Source organism: Caulobacter sp. GW822-FHT07D08, assembly GCF_058798735.1.
This window is the reverse complement of record NZ_JBXAKU010000004.1, coordinates 353,861-370,666: the sequence shown is the minus strand read 5'-3', so window position 1 is coordinate 370,666 and position 16,806 is coordinate 353,861. Positions and strand designations below refer to the sequence as shown.

At 65.6% G+C, this 16,806-nt stretch carries 20 protein-coding genes; 11 read left to right on the top strand and 9 right to left on the bottom strand.

The window, feature by feature from the left end:
* The first annotated feature begins 119 nt into the window (after positions 1-119).
* On the top strand, positions 120-1,298 hold the full coding sequence (locus AC1RJ9_RS10760; protein WP_492839313.1) for a M48 family metallopeptidase: 1,179 nt from the start codon (positions 120-122) through the stop codon (positions 1,296-1,298).
* 60 nt (positions 1,299-1,358) lie between these two features.
* On the opposite strand, the gene AC1RJ9_RS10755 is transcribed toward AC1RJ9_RS10760, so the two are convergent.
* Positions 1,359-2,474, bottom strand: coding sequence for a beta-ketoacyl-ACP synthase III (locus tag AC1RJ9_RS10755; protein WP_492839312.1), 1,116 nt, complete (start codon positions 2,472-2,474; stop codon positions 1,359-1,361).
* A 238-nt stretch (positions 2,475-2,712) separates the two neighbouring features.
* Here AC1RJ9_RS10755 and AC1RJ9_RS10750 point away from each other — a divergent pair, with 238 nt between their 5' ends.
* The 3 genes from AC1RJ9_RS10750 (at position 2,713) to AC1RJ9_RS10740 (ending at position 4,693) form a co-directional block, all read left to right on the top strand.
* On the top strand, positions 2,713-3,246 hold the full coding sequence (locus AC1RJ9_RS10750) for a porin family protein (protein ID WP_492839310.1): 534 nt from the start codon (positions 2,713-2,715) through the stop codon (positions 3,244-3,246).
* 143 nt (positions 3,247-3,389) lie between these two features.
* Positions 3,390-3,773, top strand: a complete 384-nt coding sequence (locus tag AC1RJ9_RS10745) for a hypothetical protein (RefSeq protein WP_492839387.1) — start codon at positions 3,390-3,392, stop codon at positions 3,771-3,773.
* A complete protein-coding gene (locus AC1RJ9_RS10740) occupies positions 3,773-4,693 on the top strand; it encodes a sterol desaturase family protein (RefSeq protein ID WP_492839309.1) in 921 nt (306 codons plus the stop codon). Before AC1RJ9_RS10745 ends, AC1RJ9_RS10740 begins: the two co-directional genes overlap by 1 nt.
* Here the strand turns inward: AC1RJ9_RS10740 and AC1RJ9_RS10735 are convergent.
* The 3 genes from AC1RJ9_RS10735 to AC1RJ9_RS10725 form a co-directional block, all read right to left on the bottom strand.
* Positions 4,680-5,135 carry a hypothetical protein gene (locus tag AC1RJ9_RS10735; RefSeq protein ID WP_492839307.1) on the bottom strand — a complete coding sequence of 152 codons (456 nt, stop codon included), beginning with the start codon at positions 5,133-5,135 and terminating at the stop codon, positions 4,680-4,682. The two genes, AC1RJ9_RS10740 and AC1RJ9_RS10735, sit on opposite strands and share 14 nt — an antisense overlap.
* Positions 5,136-5,249: 114 nt before the next feature.
* The gene (locus AC1RJ9_RS10730) at positions 5,250-6,230 is read right to left on the bottom strand and encodes an NUDIX hydrolase (protein ID WP_492839306.1); all 981 of its coding nucleotides are present in this window, start codon (positions 6,228-6,230) and stop codon (positions 5,250-5,252) included.
* The gene (locus AC1RJ9_RS10725) at positions 6,227-6,871 is read right to left on the bottom strand and encodes a YfbR-like 5'-deoxynucleotidase (protein WP_492839305.1); all 645 of its coding nucleotides are present in this window, start codon (positions 6,869-6,871) and stop codon (positions 6,227-6,229) included. Before AC1RJ9_RS10725 ends, AC1RJ9_RS10730 begins: the two co-directional genes overlap by 4 nt.
* A 105-nt stretch (positions 6,872-6,976) precedes the next feature.
* Between AC1RJ9_RS10725 and AC1RJ9_RS10720 the strand changes: the two genes are divergently transcribed.
* Together AC1RJ9_RS10720 and AC1RJ9_RS10715 are read left to right on the top strand one after the other, a co-directional pair.
* Entirely contained in the window at positions 6,977-7,789 is an 813-nt protein-coding gene (locus AC1RJ9_RS10720; protein ID WP_492839304.1) for a universal stress protein, read from the top strand.
* A gap of 33 nt (positions 7,790-7,822) precedes the next feature.
* Positions 7,823-8,200 carry a hypothetical protein gene (locus AC1RJ9_RS10715; protein ID WP_492839303.1) on the top strand — a complete coding sequence of 126 codons (378 nt, stop codon included), beginning with the start codon at positions 7,823-7,825 and terminating at the stop codon, positions 8,198-8,200.
* A gap of 6 nt (positions 8,201-8,206) precedes the next feature.
* On the opposite strand, the gene AC1RJ9_RS10710 is transcribed toward AC1RJ9_RS10715, so the two are convergent.
* From AC1RJ9_RS10710 to AC1RJ9_RS10690, 5 genes are all read right to left on the bottom strand, one after another.
* Positions 8,207-9,037 carry a hypothetical protein gene (locus tag AC1RJ9_RS10710; protein WP_492839302.1) on the bottom strand — a complete coding sequence of 277 codons (831 nt, stop codon included), beginning with the start codon at positions 9,035-9,037 and terminating at the stop codon, positions 8,207-8,209.
* 92 nt (positions 9,038-9,129) lie between these two features.
* A complete protein-coding gene (locus tag AC1RJ9_RS10705; RefSeq protein WP_492839301.1) occupies positions 9,130-9,999 on the bottom strand; it encodes an AAA family ATPase in 870 nt (289 codons plus the stop codon).
* A gap of 96 nt (positions 10,000-10,095) precedes the next feature.
* Positions 10,096-10,674 (bottom strand): UDP-4-amino-4,6-dideoxy-N-acetyl-beta-L-altrosamine N-acetyltransferase, encoded by a 579-nt coding sequence (gene pseH, locus AC1RJ9_RS10700; RefSeq protein ID WP_492839300.1) that lies wholly within the window; start codon positions 10,672-10,674, stop codon positions 10,096-10,098.
* Positions 10,667-11,386: a cytidylyltransferase domain-containing protein gene (locus AC1RJ9_RS10695; protein ID WP_492839299.1), complete on the bottom strand. Its 720-nt coding sequence runs from the start codon at positions 11,384-11,386 to the stop codon at positions 10,667-10,669. The genes pseH and AC1RJ9_RS10695 overlap by 8 nt, the downstream gene beginning before the upstream one ends.
* Positions 11,387-11,389: 3 nt before the next feature.
* Positions 11,390-13,180 carry a tetratricopeptide repeat protein gene (locus AC1RJ9_RS10690; RefSeq protein WP_492839298.1) on the bottom strand — a complete coding sequence of 597 codons (1,791 nt, stop codon included), beginning with the start codon at positions 13,178-13,180 and terminating at the stop codon, positions 11,390-11,392.
* Between the two features lie 198 nt (positions 13,181-13,378).
* Between AC1RJ9_RS10690 and flbT the strand changes: the two genes are divergently transcribed.
* The 5 genes from flbT (at position 13,379) to AC1RJ9_RS10665 (ending at position 16,747) form a co-directional block, all read left to right on the top strand.
* Positions 13,379-13,804, top strand: coding sequence for a flagellar biosynthesis repressor FlbT (flbT, locus tag AC1RJ9_RS10685; RefSeq protein WP_492839297.1), 426 nt, complete (start codon positions 13,379-13,381; stop codon positions 13,802-13,804).
* Positions 13,764-14,126, top strand: coding sequence for a flagellar biosynthesis regulator FlaF (gene flaF, locus AC1RJ9_RS10680; RefSeq protein ID WP_492839296.1), 363 nt, complete (start codon positions 13,764-13,766; stop codon positions 14,124-14,126). Before flbT ends, flaF begins: the two co-directional genes overlap by 41 nt.
* A gap of 249 nt (positions 14,127-14,375) precedes the next feature.
* Positions 14,376-15,197 carry a flagellin gene (locus AC1RJ9_RS10675; RefSeq protein WP_492839295.1) on the top strand — a complete coding sequence of 274 codons (822 nt, stop codon included), beginning with the start codon at positions 14,376-14,378 and terminating at the stop codon, positions 15,195-15,197.
* A 276-nt stretch (positions 15,198-15,473) separates the two neighbouring features.
* Entirely contained in the window at positions 15,474-16,298 is an 825-nt protein-coding gene (locus tag AC1RJ9_RS10670) for a flagellin (protein ID WP_492839294.1), read from the top strand.
* 113 nt (positions 16,299-16,411) lie between these two features.
* Complete coding sequence (locus AC1RJ9_RS10665; RefSeq protein WP_492839293.1) at positions 16,412-16,747, top strand: hypothetical protein; 336 nt, start codon at positions 16,412-16,414, stop codon at positions 16,745-16,747.
* Positions 16,748-16,806: the final 59 nt, after the last annotated feature.

Here is a 16,806-nt window from a genome sequence, read left to right as displayed (position 1 = left end):
GGGCGAGCGCGCTTCGCCAGCCCGAACATGGCGAAGCTCTTTCCACCTGACCGCGAATTAAGCTGACGCCTACGCGGACTCGGGGCTTGCTGCTTTGTTCATCCCGGGGAGGGGAGATCATGGCTCAATTCGACCCGGCGGCCGCCACGGCCGCCTATCTGGCGCAGCTGCCGCCGGAAGCGCACGAAAAGGCGCAGCACTATACCCAGGGCGGTCACTGGCTAGTGTTGTGGGGCTTCGTCGTCTCGGTCCTGGCGGCCTGGATCATTATCCGCACCGGCGTGCTGACCAAGGTCGAGCAGGGCGTCGAGCGCAAGAAGGGACGGCCGTTCCTGGCCAGCTTCGTGGTCGCCGCCGCCTTCGTCGCTTTCAGCTGGCTGCTGGAGCTGCCCTGGTCGGTCTATTCCAACTGGTGGCGGCAGAAGCAGTACGGCCTGACCAGCCAGGCCTTCGGCGGCTGGCTGACCGAGAACCTGATGGGCACGGCGATCTCGATCGTGTTCACCGCGATCTTCCTGGCGCTGCTCTACGTGCTGATTCGCCGCGCGCGCCGTCTGTGGTGGCTGTGGGCCGGCGGCCTGACGGCGGGGTTCATCGTCTTCGGCATGCTGTTGGCCCCGATCTATATCGAGCCGCTGTTCAACAAATATAGTCCCGCGCCAGCCGGTCCCGTGCGTGACGAGGTCGTGGCCATGGCCAAGTCGGTCGGCATCCCGAGCGACAAGATCTTCGTCTACAACGGCTCCAAGCAGTCCAACGCCTATACCGCCAACGTCTCGGGCCTCGGCGGCTCGGCCCGGGTGGCGATGAGCGACGTGATGTTCAAGAAGGGCGCGGACATCGCCGAGGTCCGCGGCGTCGTCGGCCACGAGATGGGGCACTACGCCCACCAGCACAGCCTGTGGATCACCGGCATCTTCGCCGTGCTGGCGGTCATCGCCTTCTTCATCGTCGACCGGACGTTCCCATGGTTCGCGCGGGCGCTGAACGCCAAGGGCGTGACGGGCGTCGCCGATCCCGCCGGCCTGCCGGTGCTGGCGGTGATCATGGCCGTGCTGGGCCTGATCGGCGGCCCGATCACCAACACCCTGGTGCGCGAGGTCGAGAGCGACGCCGACCGCTACAGCCTGGTGAACTTCAACGAGCCTGACGGCCTGGCCAAGGCCCTGGTCAAGACCATCGAATACCGCGCCGCCACGCCATCCAGGCTGGAAGAGGTGCTGTTCTACGACCACCCGGCGGTCAGCGTCCGCGTCCGCCGCGCCATGGACTGGAAGGCGACGCATCCGAAGCCCTAAGGCATGAAAAAGCCCCGCGCCACCGGGCGCGGGGCTCCATTCCGTTCGGGCTGTGTGGGCTCAGCGTTTGCGCACGAACACCGTGCCGGCCGAATAGCCGGCGCCGAAGCTGCAGATCAGGCCCGTCTCGCCCGCCGCGAAGTCGTCATTGGCCTGGTGGAAGGCGATGATCGAGCCGGCCGAGCTGGTGTTGGCGTATTCGTCCAGGATGATGACGTTCTCGCCTGGGGCCGGATCGCGGCCCAGCACTTTTCGACCGATCATCTCGTTCATGTTGATATTGGCTTGATGGAGCCAGAGGCGCTTTAGCCCCGCGGTGTCGATGCCGAGGTCGGTCGCGTGCTCGAGGATCATCTGGCTGACCATCGGCACCACCTCGCGGAACACCTTGCGGCCTTCCTGCACGAACAGCTTGTCGCGCGCGCCTTCGCCTTCAGGGGCGGCGCGGTTGAGGAAGCCGAAGTTGTTGCGGATGTTGTTGGAGAACTGGGTCTTCAGTCGCGCGCCCAGGATATCCCAGCCGTCGCTGGCCAGGCCGGCGTCCTCGATGATCACGGCCGTGGCCACGTCGCCGAAGATGAAGTGGCTGTCGCGGTCCTTGAAGTTCAGGTGGCCCGAGCAGATTTCCGGATTGACCATCAGCACGGCCTTCGCGCTGCCGGTCGTGACGAAGTCGGCGGCGGTCTTGATGCCGAAGGTGGCTGACGAGCACGCCACGTTCATGTCAAAGGCGAAGCCCTCGATACCCAGGGCCTGCTGGATCTCGATGGCCATGGCCGGGTAGGGGCGCTGCATGTTCGAGGCGGCGCAGATCACCGCGCCGATCTCGCTGACCGGCTTGCCCCAGCGCTCGATCGCCTGCTTGGCCGCCTCGACCGCCATCTCGGCCAGGATCGACAGCGCCTCATTCGGACGCTCGGGAATGACCGGGCGCATGATCTCGGGGTCGATGATGCCCGACTTGTTCATCACGAAGCGCGACTTGATGCCCGAGGCCTTCTCGATGAATTCGGGCGAGGAGGGGGCCAGGGCGACCACCTCGCCGGCCGCGATGGCCTCGGCGTTGGCGGCGTTGAAGCGCTCGACGAAGGTGTTGAAGGCCTCGACCAGCTCGGCGTTCGAAATGGAAAAGGGCGGGGTGTACAGCCCCGTGGCGGCGATGACGGCTTGCGGCAAGACGACGGTCCCGATGATGCGCGCGGGCCTCGTCCTTGGTGGGGGCGGGTCCGCGTTCTGACGCTTGTTTGACTCGTAGATAGCACGGATGGCGCGGGCGTCATCAACTGCGGCTTTTAGGTCACGACACGGAATGGCCTCGAACGCGACCGTGAACCGCCGCATGCCCGCCGCGTTGTCCGATTAGCAAGAGCTGGCTGAGGGTGCTGAAGACTACGAGTAGAATTGGAGTACAAGAATGAAGACTCTCATCACCGCTACCCTGATCGCCGGTTCGGTTCTCGCGATCCCTATGTTTGCCCGAGCTCAGAATTCGACCGAAGTATATGGTTCGTTGAACTATGGCCAAACTCGGACGCGCGGCGCTGACACCGGCGCTATTCAAGGGCGTTTGGGCGCCAAGCTTACGCCCAATTTCGGTGTCGAGGCCGAGGCGGCCGGCGGCGTCGACGGCGATACGGTCTATACGCCGGGCGGTCCGGCCAGCGTGAAGATGGAGCACCAGGTCGCGGGCTACGCCGTCGGCTACCTGCCGGTGACCCCGAACCTCGACCTGCTGGCCCGCGCCGGCTATGGCGCGACCAAATTCAAGACCAACAATCCGGCCGCCGCGAACTTCGACGGCAGCCACGACAGCTGGAACTATGGCGTCGGCGCCGAATACAAGTTCGACGACAAGAACGGTCTACGCGCCGACTGGACCAAGTCTGAATATACCAAGAGCGATCTGAGCTCGAACACGATGTCGGTGGGCTACGTCCGCCGCTTCTAAGGCCGAGCGGCCCTCGTGGCTTTAAGGACGGCGCGCCTCTCGCGGGGCGCGCCGTTCGCGTTTCAGCGACCTCGTGACGACTTGACGACGGCCCGATGCTCGGCAATCTGAACGGCAATAAGTTACGGGGGGATGCGTCGGTCTTGGACAAGGCGCTGTTGATTCAGTTGGGTGGCTCGATAGCCGCCGTGGCTCTGCTTGTGGCGTTCGCGGCATGGATGGGGGTGGCGAGAGCGACCCCGCCGCTTGACGCCGAGGCCGCCCGCGCCCTGGTGGCGCTCGAATTTCCCGATCACAAGCCAGACGCTGTCTGGATCGCCGCCGACGGCGCGGGGGTCATTGCGCGCGAGGGCGATCTGGCGCTGGTGCTCTACCGGCGAGGCGACAGCTATGTCGCGCGCGACCTGCCGTGGAGCGCGATCGCCGGCCTGAAGCCGACGAACGGTCGCCTGGCCCTGCGCCTGGGCGACGCCCATCCCGTGTTCGCCGTCAATGACGACGCCTGGCCGCCGAAGGAGCTCGCCTGATGCTGAAAGCCCCTTTCGATCCCGTCCAACTGGCCATCCCGTTCTTCGTGCTGGCCATCATCCTGGAGATCCTGGTCGGCCGCCTCGGCAAGGCCAAGGCCAACTACGAGGCGCGCGACACGGCCGTGTCGCTGACCATGGGCCTCGGCAGCACCGTGGCCGGCCTGCTGTTTGGCGGGGTGGTGTTCGCCACGACGGTCTGGGTCTGGCATCACCGGATCTTCACGATCCCGATGACCGCCGTCTGGGCGTGGGTCGCCGTCTTCCTGCTCGAAGATCTGACCTACTACTGGTTCCATCGTCTGGCGCACGAGCGGCGCGTCTGGTGGGCCAGCCACGTCAACCACCACACCTCGACCCATTACAACCTGTCGACCGCCCTGCGGCAGACCTGGACCGGCGGCGTCGCGGGCACCTGGCTGCTGTGGCTGCCGCTGTCGTTCCTGGGCTTTCCTCCGGCCATGGTGGCCATCCAGAAGGGCGTCAGCCTCGTCTACCAGTTCTGGATCCATACCGAGGCGATCAAGCGCATGCCGCGGTGGTTCGAGGCGGTGTTCAACACGCCCTCGCACCACCGCGTGCACCACGCCCGCAACGCCCGCTACCTGGACGCCAACTACGCCGGTATCCTGATCATCTGGGACCGCCTGTTCGGCACCTTCGTCCCCGAGATCGACGAGGAGCCCTGCCGTTATGGCACGGTGAAAAACCTCGGCAACTTCAACCTGTTGCACAACGTCTTCCACGAGTGGATCGGCATCGGCAAGGACGTGGCGGGTTCGAAATCGCCGCGCGAGGCGCTGGGCTATGTGTTCGGCCCGCCCGGCTGGAGCCCCGACGGTTCGCGCGACACCTCACACACGCTGAAGGCCAAGTGGCGGGCGCGAGTTGAGGCTGGGGACGAGTCTAGCGGACGGTGATGTCGACCGCGATCTGACGCACCGCGCCGTCCGGCGAGGATCCTTGCAACACCATCCTGTCGTGGCCGGTATATCCTTCGGCGGCGGTGTAGAAGGCCTGATTGCCCGGAACCTTGCGGTTGTTGCAGGCCGAGCGTGGATTGGCCGGGGGGAAGGCGGCGAAGTAGGGCTCTTCCTTGACCACGGCTGCGCCGTGCTCCGGCGGTTGCAGGACGGTCAGGGTCGCGCCGGGCTGGTGGGCCGAGCAGTCCGGATCGATGGCGGTGTTGGCCCACACCCGGATCGGCGTGCTGCCGACGGTCGCCTTCTCGACGCGCAGTTTCTCATAGCCTGACGTCTTGTGAGAGGGCGCCACGGTCACCTCGAAACGCCGGGTCTGGGCGAGGGCGCCGGTCGCGATCGCGACGCCGGCGCAGGTCAGCATCAATAGTCCAAACCGCATGTCGCTCATCCCGCGATGATGAAGTCAGGCCGACGCTGAACCCGGTTTGTTACGGCAAGATTGCAGCCCTGGGTTGGCTACCAGTCGAACTTGTCGAACTCCCCGAAGCGGGCTTCAATCCCGAAGCAGCGGCAGCGACAGGCCCGTCGCCTGGCGGGTGGCCAGCATCTCGCGGCGGAAGCGGAATAGCTCGGCCGGGCGACCGCCGGTCTCGGCGTCCAGGCGGCCCAGGCCCTCGACCAGTTCCTCGCGCTCGACCACGCGGCGGAAGTTCTGCTTGTGCAGCGGCACGCCGGCGATGGCCTCGACCGTGCGCTGCAGGGTCGAGAGGGTGAACTCCTCGGGCGTCAGTTCGAACACCACCGGGCGATATTTGATCTTGCCGCGCAGGCGCGAGAGGCCCGTGGCCAGGATCCGCCGGTGGTCGGAGATCATCGGCTCGCCCAGGGCCGCTGACAGAGCCTGGGGCTCGGCCGGGTCGTGGCCGTCGGCGCGGGCGACGTCGCGGGCGGCTTCCGGCGCCAGACCGGCTTCGTAGAGCAGCTCGTAGCGCTCCAGCACCCGTTCCTCGTTCCAGGGCGCGCCGTCCAGGGCGAAGGCCAGGCGAGCGCGGGACCACCGTCCGGCGTCATCCGCGGCCCAGCGTCTAAGGGCTGGGGCGATGGCCTCGTCGAGCAGGGCGGGACGGCCGTTGCGCCAGTCTTCCCAGGGGAAGAAGCGCGTCCAGGGGGCCCAGGCGGTGTCGGGGGCGTCGGTGTCGACGGCCTTGGGCGTCAGGCCCAGATAGCCGACCGAGACCACGCGCGCCGCGCCGGCCCCGACCTCGGCGCGCGGGGCGTCGCGGCCCTTGTCGCCGAAGGTGTAAAGTTGCTCGACATAGCCCAGCTGGAACCGGGTCTGGGCGGTCACGAAGGCCCGCAGGCCCAACTCGAAGGTGCGGTGCGCCTCGGGATCGAACGGGCCGAACGGCAGGCCCGCGAGCGGCGAAGCGATATCGGTGATCGCATCGTGCGGTCGCACGGTCAGGACCACGGCCTCGCCGTCGCGGATCGCGACGACCACCGCCGAAAGGCCGATGACGACCGAGGTGCTCATTCCGTTTCGAACGCCGCGCCTGGGGCGCTCTCGAAGCCCGCCGCCCGCGACAGCACGTGAAAGCGCTGGACGTAGCGGGCCTGGGCCTCGAACGGCGGTTGCGGCGTGATCTTCAGATCATAGCCGGACGGCGGCGCGCCGAAGATCGCCATGGACTCCGCATGCTCGAAGCCCGCCAACTGGGTGGCCTCGAAGAAGGCGCAGGCTCGGTCGGCCTGCTTGATCAGTTTCTTGATCGGGGCGGGGGTCTTCACCGGCAAGCCGAAGCGGATGTGGATCGCGTCCTCCAATCGGGCCTCGAAATCCTTGTAGCTGACGCCCAGCGCCGCCTTGAACGGACTGATCATGTCGCCGATCACATATTCGCTGGCGTCGTGCAGCAGGGCGGCCAGGCGCCAGCGCGGCTCCAGGTCAGGCTTGATGTGCGCGGCGATTTCCTCGACCACCAGGCTGTGCTGGGCCACCGAGAAGCCGTGGTCGCCGACCGTCTGGCCGTTCCATCGGGCGACGCGGGCAAGGCCGTGGGCGATGTCCTCGATCTCGATGTCCATCGGCGACGGATCGAGCAGGTCGAGCCGACGTCCGGAAAGCATTCTTTGCCAGGCACGGGGCGGTCCGCCCCTATGCAGCCCTTTGGCCACGAGATCGTTCCTCACGGTGAAGGTGGTTGACTGACCCATCGGTTGCGAAAGATCAATGTGGCCGTCGTCGTCATCTGTGGAAATGCCCTTGAAGGGAGTTCGATCATGAGTTGGGCGAGAATCATGGTCCCGCTGGCCGGGACCCCGAACGACAAGGGCGTATTGACTTCCGCCGCGGCCCTGGCGGGCGCGTTCCAGGCCGAACTGGCCTGCGTCCATGCGCCGGCCGACATGGCCGACCTGATGCCCTGGATGGGTGAAGGGTTCATGGGCGGGGTGCAGGTCACGGCTCTCGAGAGCCTGAAGGAGGCCGCCCAGGAAGGCGCGCGCGCCTGCGGCAAGCTTGCGGCCGAGACCGGCTATCCGCGCACGCGGGTGATCAGTCTGGAGTCGCCGGTCTGGGCCGGTCTGGCGATGGAAGGCCGCCTGTCGGACGTCATCGTGTTCGATGACGCCTCGGCGCGCGGCAAGGGCCCGCTGGCGGAAGCGTTCCAGCAACTGGTCGCCGACGAGCAGCGCCCGACCCTGGTCGCCCGCCCGGGCTTCAAGGTCGACGGCGTGGCCCTGGTCGCCTGGGACGGCGGCAAGGAGGCCAGCCGCGCCGTGCGCACGGCCCTGCCGCTGTTGCAGAAGGCTGGTTCGGTGATCGTCGCCGGCGCGCCGAGCGCCTCGTCGCGGGCCTTCGAACTGGACCGTCTGGTCGAGTTCCTGGGCGCCCGCGGCGTCAAGGCGACCGTCAAGGTCCTGGAGGGCGCCAACGACGCGGCCGGCCTGCTGCTGGGCGCGGCCAAGGACGTTGGAGCGAACCTCCTGGTCGCCGGCGCGTTCGGACATCCCAGGCTGCAGGAGTTCATATTCGGGGGCACCACCCGTACGCTGCTCAACAGCGACGGGCCGTCCTTGTTTCTGTCTCACTAAACAGCTGAAACTCAAGAAGAAAGGAGACCTCGAATGTCTCTATCCCGCATCGTACTGCGCCTTGCCCGCAATCCGGGCACGGAATTCGCCGGCGGCGACGACCACCGCGGCTACGCCCTGACCGCGCCGCTGACCGAGGATGGTCACATCGACGAAGGGGCCTACGCCAAGGTCAAGGGATCCTGCAGCGTGCGCCGCTTCGCACCTGACGAGGACGCGGTGGACGGCCGCCTGAACAGGCGCGGGGCCCGCTGGTTCTTCGACTATGACGACCAGGAGAGCTCCGACGACGAGCCGCTGCACCGCTTGGGCGAACACCGCTTCGCTCTGGGCGAGTATGTCACGGTCACCGACGAGGACGGTCGTCCGCTGACCTACAAGGTGATGGAGGTCGCGCCCGTCGCGCAGTAGGAGGCCTCAGCCCCCCACATTGTGGCGGACCAGGGCCTTCATGTCCTTGAACAGGTCGTGGTCGTCGGTGTCGCGGGTCTTGGCCTTGACGACAGCGACGGCCAGCGGGCCGCCCTTGGGGCCGCGCGCCTCGTAGCCAGCCAGGCGATAGCCCTTGGGCGCCTTGTCGTTGGCCAGGATCAGGGTCGAGCGCACGGAGTCGTTGCCGCCCTTCTTGGCGCGGATTTCCGCCCCGTGGTCATTGGCCTTGATGGTGACGTCGCCCTCGTGCTCGTCCTCGGCCTGGATGTTGACCGAGCCGTGGCCGTCGTCGCCCCTGAAATTGACGTTCTTGTTGACCTTCACCTCGGCGGCGCCGCCGTCGCTGTTGATGGTCAGGTGGCCGATGCGGATATCGGCGCCGCTGTCGCTGGCGTCGATCTTCACGCCTGGCAGGTTGATGCTGGTGTGGTTCTTTCCCATGCCCTTGTGTTCGGGCCGCCTCGGCGGGGCTGGGGGCAGGGGCATGATCCCCTTCAGTTCGGTCTCGATCGGCGCAAGGGCGGCCTCCGCGTCTCCGCCGTTCAGCTTGATCAGGCGCAGGTCGACAGTGGCCTCGTCCGAGACATAGGCGCAGGACTGGCCGTCGTCGGCCTTGGAGACCAGCTTCAATTCACCTTGCTTGTCGGGGCAGTCGAGGCGGTCGATGACCCGGATCGGCTCGCGTCGGCCCAGCTTGCGCTCGGCGTGCTCGGTCTTGCTGGTCTCGGCGCGCTGGCAGGCGGTGAGGGTGGTCGCGCCGACGCCGATCATCAGCGCCGTGGCCAGCCATTTCGCCCGCGATTTGGAATAGCGCATGGATTGTCGATCTTCCCTGATTTGGCGGGAAGTTGGGCGCGCGCCGGGCGCGCGTCCAGTGAAATCCAAGTAACGACCAATTGGTCGCAGACCTATTGGCCCGGACGAGCCCCAGAACCCTCGCGGCGGGCCAGGAAGGCCAGGCGTTCGAACAGGTGCACGTCCTGTTCGTTCTTGAGCAGGGCGCCGTGCAGGGGCGGGATCAGCTTGGTCGGGTCCTTCTCGCGCAGGACCTGATCATCGATGTCCTCGACCAGCAGCAGCTTCAGCCAGTCCAGAAGCTCGGAGGTCGACGGCTTCTTCTTCAGGCCCGGCACCTTACGCATGTCGTAGAAGATGCGCAGCGCCTCGGACACGAGCTTCTGCTTGATGCCCGGGAAGTGGACATCGACGATGGCCTGCATCGTCGCTTCCTCGGGGAAGCGGATGTAGTGGAAGAAGCAGCGGCGCAGGAACGCGTCCGGCAGTTCCTTCTCGTTGTTGGAGGTGATGATGATGATCGGCCGGACCTTGGCCTTGATCGTCTCGTCGGTCTCGTAGACGTAGAATTCGTTGCGATCGAGTTCCTGCAGGAGGTCGTTGGGGAACTCGATGTCGGCCTTGTCGATCTCGTCGATCAGCAGCACCGGGCGCTGCTCGCTCTCGAACGCCTCCCAGAGTTTGCCCCTCTTGATGTAGTTCTTGACGTCCTTGACGCGCTCGTCGCCCAGCTGGCTGTCGCGCAGACGGGTGACGGCGTCGTACTCGTAGAGGCCCTGCTGGGCCTTGGTCGTCGACTTGATGTGCCAGGTGATCAGCGGGGCGTTGAGGGCCTTGGCGACCTCGTAGGCCAGCACCGTCTTGCCCGTGCCGGGCTCGCCCTTGATCAGAAGGGGGCGCTCCAGAGCGACCGAGGCGTTCACCGCGACCTTCAGGTCGTCGGTCGCCACGTAGTCGGAAGTACCCTCGAAACGCTCGCTCATGCCCATCTCCGCCAGCCGGTTCGAACAGTTGTTCAAAACGAACTGATCAAACTACCGGCGCTTACGCGCTTGGCAAGTGCCCGTGGCGGAAGCCGGTCAGAGCGGCGCGTCGAGCGCGGCTTCGGCGAAGCCCTTGGCGACCAGCCGGGCGCGAAGGCGCGGCCGATGGTCGCGCCAGTCCTCGGCCAGCAGGCCCAGGCCGACGACGTCGGTCGGTCGGCCCTGCTTGACGACATGAGCGCGGAACAAGGCCTCGCGCTGGAAGCCGCTCGAGAGATGCGAGGCGAGGGCGGCCTCGTTGGTGGCCAGCACTTCGGACCACAGCTTGCGCAGGCCCAGGACCTGGAAGGCGTGGTCGGCGACCTTGAACTCGGTGAAACCGCCGACGCCCAGGCCCCGCGCGCGCTCCTCGGCCAGGTAGCGGGCTATGGCGCCGCGGCCCTGGCTCGAATCGATATCGACCAGGCTGGTCAGGCCCACGGGAGCGTCCTCCAGCAGGACGACCCAGTCGCGTCGGCGCGGATGGCCGACCAGGGTGTCGAACCAGCGATCGTGCTCCTCGCGCGCGATCAGATGGTCGGAATACATGAAGGCCGCGACCTGCGGGCTGTTTCGCCAGGCCAACAATCGGTCGCGATCGCCTTCTTCGACCAGCCGCAGAACGACGTCAGGCACGACGGTCGCCTCCCAGCATGGCCAGATCCGGGCGGCCGCGGACCAGGGCGCGGACGGCGTCGGAGGTGAAGTCCGGATCGTCGGCGTAGAGGGCGTCATAGACCGCGCGGACGAATTCCAGGTCGTCGGGCCGATCGACGGTCCAGCGCACCGCGCCCTCGTCGGCCGCCTGGGCGTAGCTGGCCAGACGGAAGTGGTCGGGGTTGCGATAGAGATAGGGGGTCACATGCTCGCGATCGTGGGGATCGCTGGTCTCGGCGGCGGCGCGGCGCAGGGCGGCGGCCGTCATCACCTCGACATCCAGCCCCTTCGGGAAGGTGCGTGGCTCGGCGACATTGGAGGCGTAGTCCGCGCCGCTGTCCTCGAACCGCGCGATGGTGGCGTCGATCACCCCGGGATCGGCCAACGGGCAGTCGGCGGTCAGGCGGACCACGGTTCGCGCCGGGCCAAAGGCGTCCAGGGCGCCGACGAAGCGGCCCAGCACGTCGTCCAGGTCGCCGCGATGGACGGGAACGCCCGCCGCCGCCAGAACCTCGACGAGGGGATCGTCGTCAGCCCGGATCGAGGTCGCCACCACGATGCGCTGCAGCTCGCGGGCGCGTCGCAGGCGCTCGATCTGGCGCAGGATCATCGGCGCCCCGGCCAACGGCGCCAGCACCTTGCCGGGCAGGCGTGTCGAGGACATTCGCGCTTGCAGGATGGCGAGCACCATGGCCTAGCCGGCGACCTTATCGCGCAGGGCCTGGGCGACCTCGGCCATCACGGGAGCCCATTGGCCGAGTTCGGGCGGCGAAAAGACACGCGCCTGAGGATACCAGGGATAGGCGTCGGTCCCGAGCTTGGTCCACACCGAAGGCGCGGTCAGCATCCAGATCGGCGCGCCCGCCGCGCCCGCCAGGTTGGTGGTGGCGTTGGAGAAACCGATGATCAGGTCGACCGCGGCGCACAGGGCGGTCAGGTCGTCCAGGTCCATCTTCAGGTCCAGGCCCGGCGGCCGCCAGATCTCGACGCCGAACTGGTCCTTGGCCAGAGCGATTTCTTCCTCGCAGTCGCCGTACTGCAGGTTGATGAACGTGACGCCCGGCGTCTTCAGCACCGGCTCCCACAGTTGGAACGGCGAGAATTGCCGGGCCCGATCGCCTTTCAGGCTCAGGCTCTTCCATAGCAGGCCGACCTTGGGTTCAGGACCCAGCTTGTCGAGCTCGGCCTTCCAGTAGGCGACCCGCTCCGGATCGGGCGTCAGGAACGATTTGCGGTTCGGGAAGGCCTCGACCGAGTTGCGCTGGGTGCGCAGGAAATCGCCCAGCGCCGCCCAGCAGTCGAAGCGCTCCCAATGCTCGATGTCCGGCGCGGTGCGATAGACACGGCCCTCGTACTTCATGGTCCGGTGGGCGCTGACCTCGATGCCCGGATAGGTGCGCTCGAACAGCGGCTTCAGGCGGCGCTCGACCACCAGGGTCATCTTGCCGTCCGGCCCCAGCATCTCGAGGATGTCCGGCAGCATGTTGGAGAGCATGACCTCGTCACCCAGGCCCTGCTCGGCGACGACCATCAGGGTCTTGCCCTTGAGGTCCTCGCCCGCCCAGCGGGTGGCGGGGATGTGGAACAGCGGGGCCTCGGAGATTTCCGGCGAGAAGCGGGTCTCGTACGCTTCCCAGCCCTCGGCGACGCGCCCCAGGGCCAGCAGGAGCGTGGCGCGGGCGAATTGCATGACCGTCGCATCGGCGGGGTCCTGAGCTTCCCGCATCCCGGCCTCGCTGTCGATCAGGGCGCCTTCGATGTCGCCGAGATCGGCCTTGGCGTAGGCGCGGTTGTGGAGCGCCTTGCTGTGTGTGGGGACCAGGCGCAGGGCCTCGTCGAAGAAGACGATCGAGCCGCCGGGGTCGCCCATGTTGCAGAGCACCGTGCCCAGGGTGTTCCAGAGGCCGGCGGCCTGGGGGTGGATGGCCAGAGCGACCTTAAGCACATCGATCGCTTCGGTTTCGCGGTTCATTTCGCGCAGGGCGCAGGCCAGGTTGTTGGCGGCCTCGATGTCATTGGGCCGGGCCAGGCGGTAGTGCGCGAAGAACTTGGCCGCGAAGTCGACCATGTTCAGGCGGAACGCCAGGCGTCCGAGGTCGCCGGCGACCGCACTGTGGTCGGTCAGCAGGGCGAGCGCGGCCTCGTAGCACTTGAGCGAAGAGGCGAAGTCGCCTTGCTTCTCGCGCGAGATGGCCAGGATGTGCCACGCCAGGCCGAACTGATCGTCTTTCTTGAGCAGCTTCAGGGCGATCTTCTCGGCCTTGGCGTAGTCCTGCGCGTGCACCGCCAGGATCGCCGTCCTGACGGCCTTGGCGTTGTCGGTGCTCTTGAGGTCCTGCGCCGCCTGCTTCAGCCGTTCCAGGGAGTCGGCCGAGGCCGAATCGCCCATGGCCTTCACGATCTGGCCGGGCTGGAAGGGAAGGGCGCCGATATCGGCCTGGCTGGCGGCGCTATCGGACGCTTCGAGGACGCTTTTGTTGGACATGGCGGACCGATCCGGGGACTTTGTTATTAACCATGTTTTGGGGGGCTATGCTTAATTGAGTCCTAAGCCGCGTCTTACGGTCGCAAGGCGGCCTGAATTGCGGCAAGACGGCGTTAACAGATGTTCGCCTAGCTTCGCGTCCAAACCCGTCGTCATGACGGAACCGGGCGAAGTGGCGTCAACGAAGGAGCGGCCTTAGTGCCTTTGAAGCTGTCGCTGAAGCCCGGCGAAAAATTCGTTCTCAACGGCGCCGTGGTCCAGAATGGGGATCGGCGCGGAGTTCTGGTGCTCCAGAACAAGGCCTCCGTCCTCCGCGAGAAGGACATCATGCAGCCGGAACAGGTCACGACGCCCGCGCGTCGGATCTATTTTCCGGTGATGATGATGTACCTTGACGAGGCCGCAGCCGAGAAGTTCTTCGAGGACTTCGCGGGCCGCCTTAACGAATTCATGGGAGTTGTGCGCAATCCTGTGGTTCTGCAGGACTGCATCGCCATTTCGAAGCACGTTATGGCGCGCGAGTACTACAAGGCTCTGATGTTGAGCCGTAAGTTGATTGAATACGAAGACGAGAGGTTGGGGCATGTCTCTTCGGGCCTATCAGCAGGCGGCGACGCGGGCTGAGAATCCCCGTGAAATGGAGTACCGCCTGTTCGGTCAGGTGACGCGCGCCCTCATGGACGCGTCCCGGGCCCCGGCGGACGACATTGCCACGCGGATCGACGCATTGGATTGGAATCGCAAGGTCTGGTCGGCCTTGGCGACCGACTGTTCCTTGCCTGAAAACCAACTGCCCAAAGAGCTTCGGGCCAGCATCATTTCGCTGAGCCTCTGGGTCGGTCGTCACTCCAGCGCGGTGATGCGCAAGGAGGAGGACTTCGAGCCGTTGATCGAAATCAACCGCATGATGATGCAGGGCCTGTCCGCTCGCGCCGACGCCGCCTGATTCTTCGGTTTTCGCAAGACTGAACGTCTTGCCTACCTGCTTCGGAAAAACCTGCCGCCCGGCGAATGTTGCATTCGCCGGGCGGTTTCGTTTTTGGCCCTAGTGGCGAACTAAATTCAATAAAATCAATATTTTAGATGTTGGTCCCGATCTTGGTTCGGTTGGCCCGCCGCTTGCGATGTCTCGTGCGGGGCAAAACGCCCGACCGGCAATACGCCGGGCAAATCCCACCAAAACGGTAGGTATCAAATGCTGAACTCGATCAACACGAATCCGAGCGCTCTCATCGCGCTCCAAAATCTGAACGCAACCAACACGGAGCTCGCCACCACCCAGAGCCGTATCAACACCGGCAAAAAGGTTGGATCCGCCAAGGACAACGGTGCGATCTGGTCGATGGCCAAGTTGCAGACCGCGAGCTCGAGCTCGTTGAACGCCGTGAAGGATTCGCTCCAGCGCGGTCAGTCGACGATCGATGTAGGCCTCGCGGCCGGCGATACCATCACCGATCTGCTCTCGAAGATGAAGGAAAAGGCTCTCGCCGCTTCCGACACTTCGTTGAACACCGCCTCGTTCAGCTCCCTTGTGTCGGACTTCACATCGCTGCGCGACCAAATCCAAAAGGCCGCGCTGAATGCGAAGTTCAACGGTGTCAGCCTTGTCGATGAAACCTCGACGCAAATCGCTTTCCTGGCCAACCAGGACGGCGGTTCGTTCACGGTCAAAGCTCAGACGCTGTCCCTCGCGGGCCTGGGTCTGAACACCGGCACGACCTTCGCGACCGCCACGGAAGCGAAGGCCATGATCGCGACCATGTCCGATGCGTTGCAGACGGCGACGAACAAACTGTCTTCCCTGGGCACCGCCTCGACCGGTCTGGATACTCACCTGACCTTCGTGGGCAAGCTGCAGGACAGCCTGGACGCCGGCGTGGGCAACCTCGTCGACGCGGACCTGGCGAAGGAAAGCGCCAAGCTGCAGTCGCTGCAAACCAAACAGCAACTGGGTGTCCAAGCGCTCTCGATCGCCAATCAGAGCCCGCAGACGATCCTGTCGCTGTTCAAGGGGTGAGCCCGATACGCCGGACGGCCTTCAAAAGCCGTCCGGCGCCTCTTTTCCGCCGGGTGCGCATATTGTGCCCGGCAACAATTGCCCATGGCGAAAGGCTCCCGGCAGAAATTGCCGGGAGCCTTCGTCGTTAACGGATGTATAACGCAATGATTTCAGTGATTTAGCGAGGTCTTGCCGCTGGGTAAGAATGGCCCGGCAATTGCTACAGACCTTTTCGAGCAAAACGCTCCCGGCAGCCAAAATGGCGTCGGATACCTTGAAAAGGAACCTACTCGTATGCCGCTGAATAGCATTAATACGAACGCTGGCGCTCTGATCGCCCTGCAAAACCTCAACACCACCAACAGCGAGCTGGGCGTCGTCCAGCAACGCATCAACACCGGCAAGAAGGTCGGTAGCGCCAAGGACAACGGCGCCATCTGGGCCATGTCCAAGATTCAGAACGCGACCTCGTCGTCCCTGAACTCGGTGAAGGACTCGCTGCAGCGCGGCCAGTCGACGATCGACGTGGCCCTGGCCGCTGGCGACACCATCACCGACCTGCTCAGCAAGATGAAGGAAAAGGCCCTGGCCGCTTCCGACACCTCGCTGAACACCGCTTCGTTCAACGCTCTGTTGTCGGACTTCACCTCGCTGCGAGAACAGGTCCAGAAGGCCGCCGACAACGCCAAGTTCAACGGCGCCAGCCTGGCCGACGGCAAGGTCACGGACATGACCTTCCTGGCCAATTCGGACGGCACGGGCTTCACCGTGAAGGCCCAGACCCTGGGTCTGGCCGGTCTCGGCCTGACCACCGCTACCCCGGCCTTCAGTTCGGCCTCGTCTGCCAAGTCGATGATCAGCGACATCGACAAGGCCATCGGCACGGCCACCAACAAGCTGGCCTCGCTGGGCACCAGCTCTGTCGGCCTCGACACCCACCTGACCTTCATCGGCAAGCTGCAAGACAGCCTGGACGCCGGCGTCGGCAACCTGGTGGACGCCGACCTGGCCAAGGAAAGCGCCAAGCTGCAGTCGCTGCAAACCAAGCAACAGCTGGGTGTGCAGGCGCTGTCGATCGCCAACCAGTCCTCGTCGTCGATCCTGAGCCTGTTCCGTTAAGGAACGCGGAGGGGAGGCGGGCCCGCTTGGCCCGCCTCCGCCTTTTCGGGGATCGACGAGCAAGGAGAGAAGCAAGAGAGGAGGGCCGGCCCGCAAGCGCCGGTAAATAGGAAATGGAACCCAAGGCCGCTTTGTCGGCGATCAGAGACTTCGTCGCCTCAACCGCTCCCGCTACGAACGCCCCGGACCCGTCCGAGGGCGCGAACGTCGTTTCGGCGCCGGCTGCCCGGCCGATCGAGCACCAGCCGGCTCCGCCGGTCGAGGCCGGCCCGCAGCCCGGCGATCTGCGCCTGGTGATCGAGCAGGACGGCGACTCCGGTGAATATGTCTACAAGACCGTGGACCGTCGGACAGGCGAGACGCTGCAGCAGTTTCCGCGCGAGCAGATCCTGAAGCTGCGCGAGGAAACCACCTACGCGTCGGGCGACGTGTTCGACGCTCAGGCCTGAGCGAACCACCCGGCTGCATGGCCGGGGGTGCGACAGCGGGCCGCAGGCGTAAACAGACA

Coding starts and splice junctions, on each gene's coding strand:
- AC1RJ9_RS10760 (WP_492839313.1), top strand. CDS start 120: ATGGCTCAATTCGACCCGGCGGCCGCCACGGCCGCCTATCTGGCGCAG.
- AC1RJ9_RS10750 (WP_492839310.1), top strand. CDS start 2,713: ATGAAGACTCTCATCACCGCTACCCTGATCGCCGGTTCGGTTCTCGCG.
- AC1RJ9_RS10740 (WP_492839309.1), top strand. CDS start 3,773: ATGCTGAAAGCCCCTTTCGATCCCGTCCAACTGGCCATCCCGTTCTTC.
- AC1RJ9_RS10735 (WP_492839307.1), bottom strand. CDS start 5,135: ATGCGGTTTGGACTATTGATGCTGACCTGCGCCGGCGTCGCGATCGCG.
- AC1RJ9_RS10730 (WP_492839306.1), bottom strand. CDS start 6,230: ATGAGCACCTCGGTCGTCATCGGCCTTTCGGCGGTGGTCGTCGCGATC.
- AC1RJ9_RS10720 (WP_492839304.1), top strand. CDS start 6,977: ATGAGTTGGGCGAGAATCATGGTCCCGCTGGCCGGGACCCCGAACGAC.
- AC1RJ9_RS10715 (WP_492839303.1), top strand. CDS start 7,823: ATGTCTCTATCCCGCATCGTACTGCGCCTTGCCCGCAATCCGGGCACG.
- AC1RJ9_RS10710 (WP_492839302.1), bottom strand. CDS start 9,037: ATGCGCTATTCCAAATCGCGGGCGAAATGGCTGGCCACGGCGCTGATG.
- AC1RJ9_RS10705 (WP_492839301.1), bottom strand. CDS start 9,999: ATGAGCGAGCGTTTCGAGGGTACTTCCGACTACGTGGCGACCGACGAC.
- AC1RJ9_RS10695 (WP_492839299.1), bottom strand. CDS start 11,386: ATGGTGCTCGCCATCCTGCAAGCGCGAATGTCCTCGACACGCCTGCCC.
- AC1RJ9_RS10690 (WP_492839298.1), bottom strand. CDS start 13,180: ATGTCCAACAAAAGCGTCCTCGAAGCGTCCGATAGCGCCGCCAGCCAG.
- flaF (WP_492839296.1), top strand. CDS start 13,764: ATGTCTCTTCGGGCCTATCAGCAGGCGGCGACGCGGGCTGAGAATCCC.
- AC1RJ9_RS10675 (WP_492839295.1), top strand. CDS start 14,376: ATGCTGAACTCGATCAACACGAATCCGAGCGCTCTCATCGCGCTCCAA.
- AC1RJ9_RS10670 (WP_492839294.1), top strand. CDS start 15,474: ATGCCGCTGAATAGCATTAATACGAACGCTGGCGCTCTGATCGCCCTG.
- AC1RJ9_RS10665 (WP_492839293.1), top strand. CDS start 16,412: ATGGAACCCAAGGCCGCTTTGTCGGCGATCAGAGACTTCGTCGCCTCA.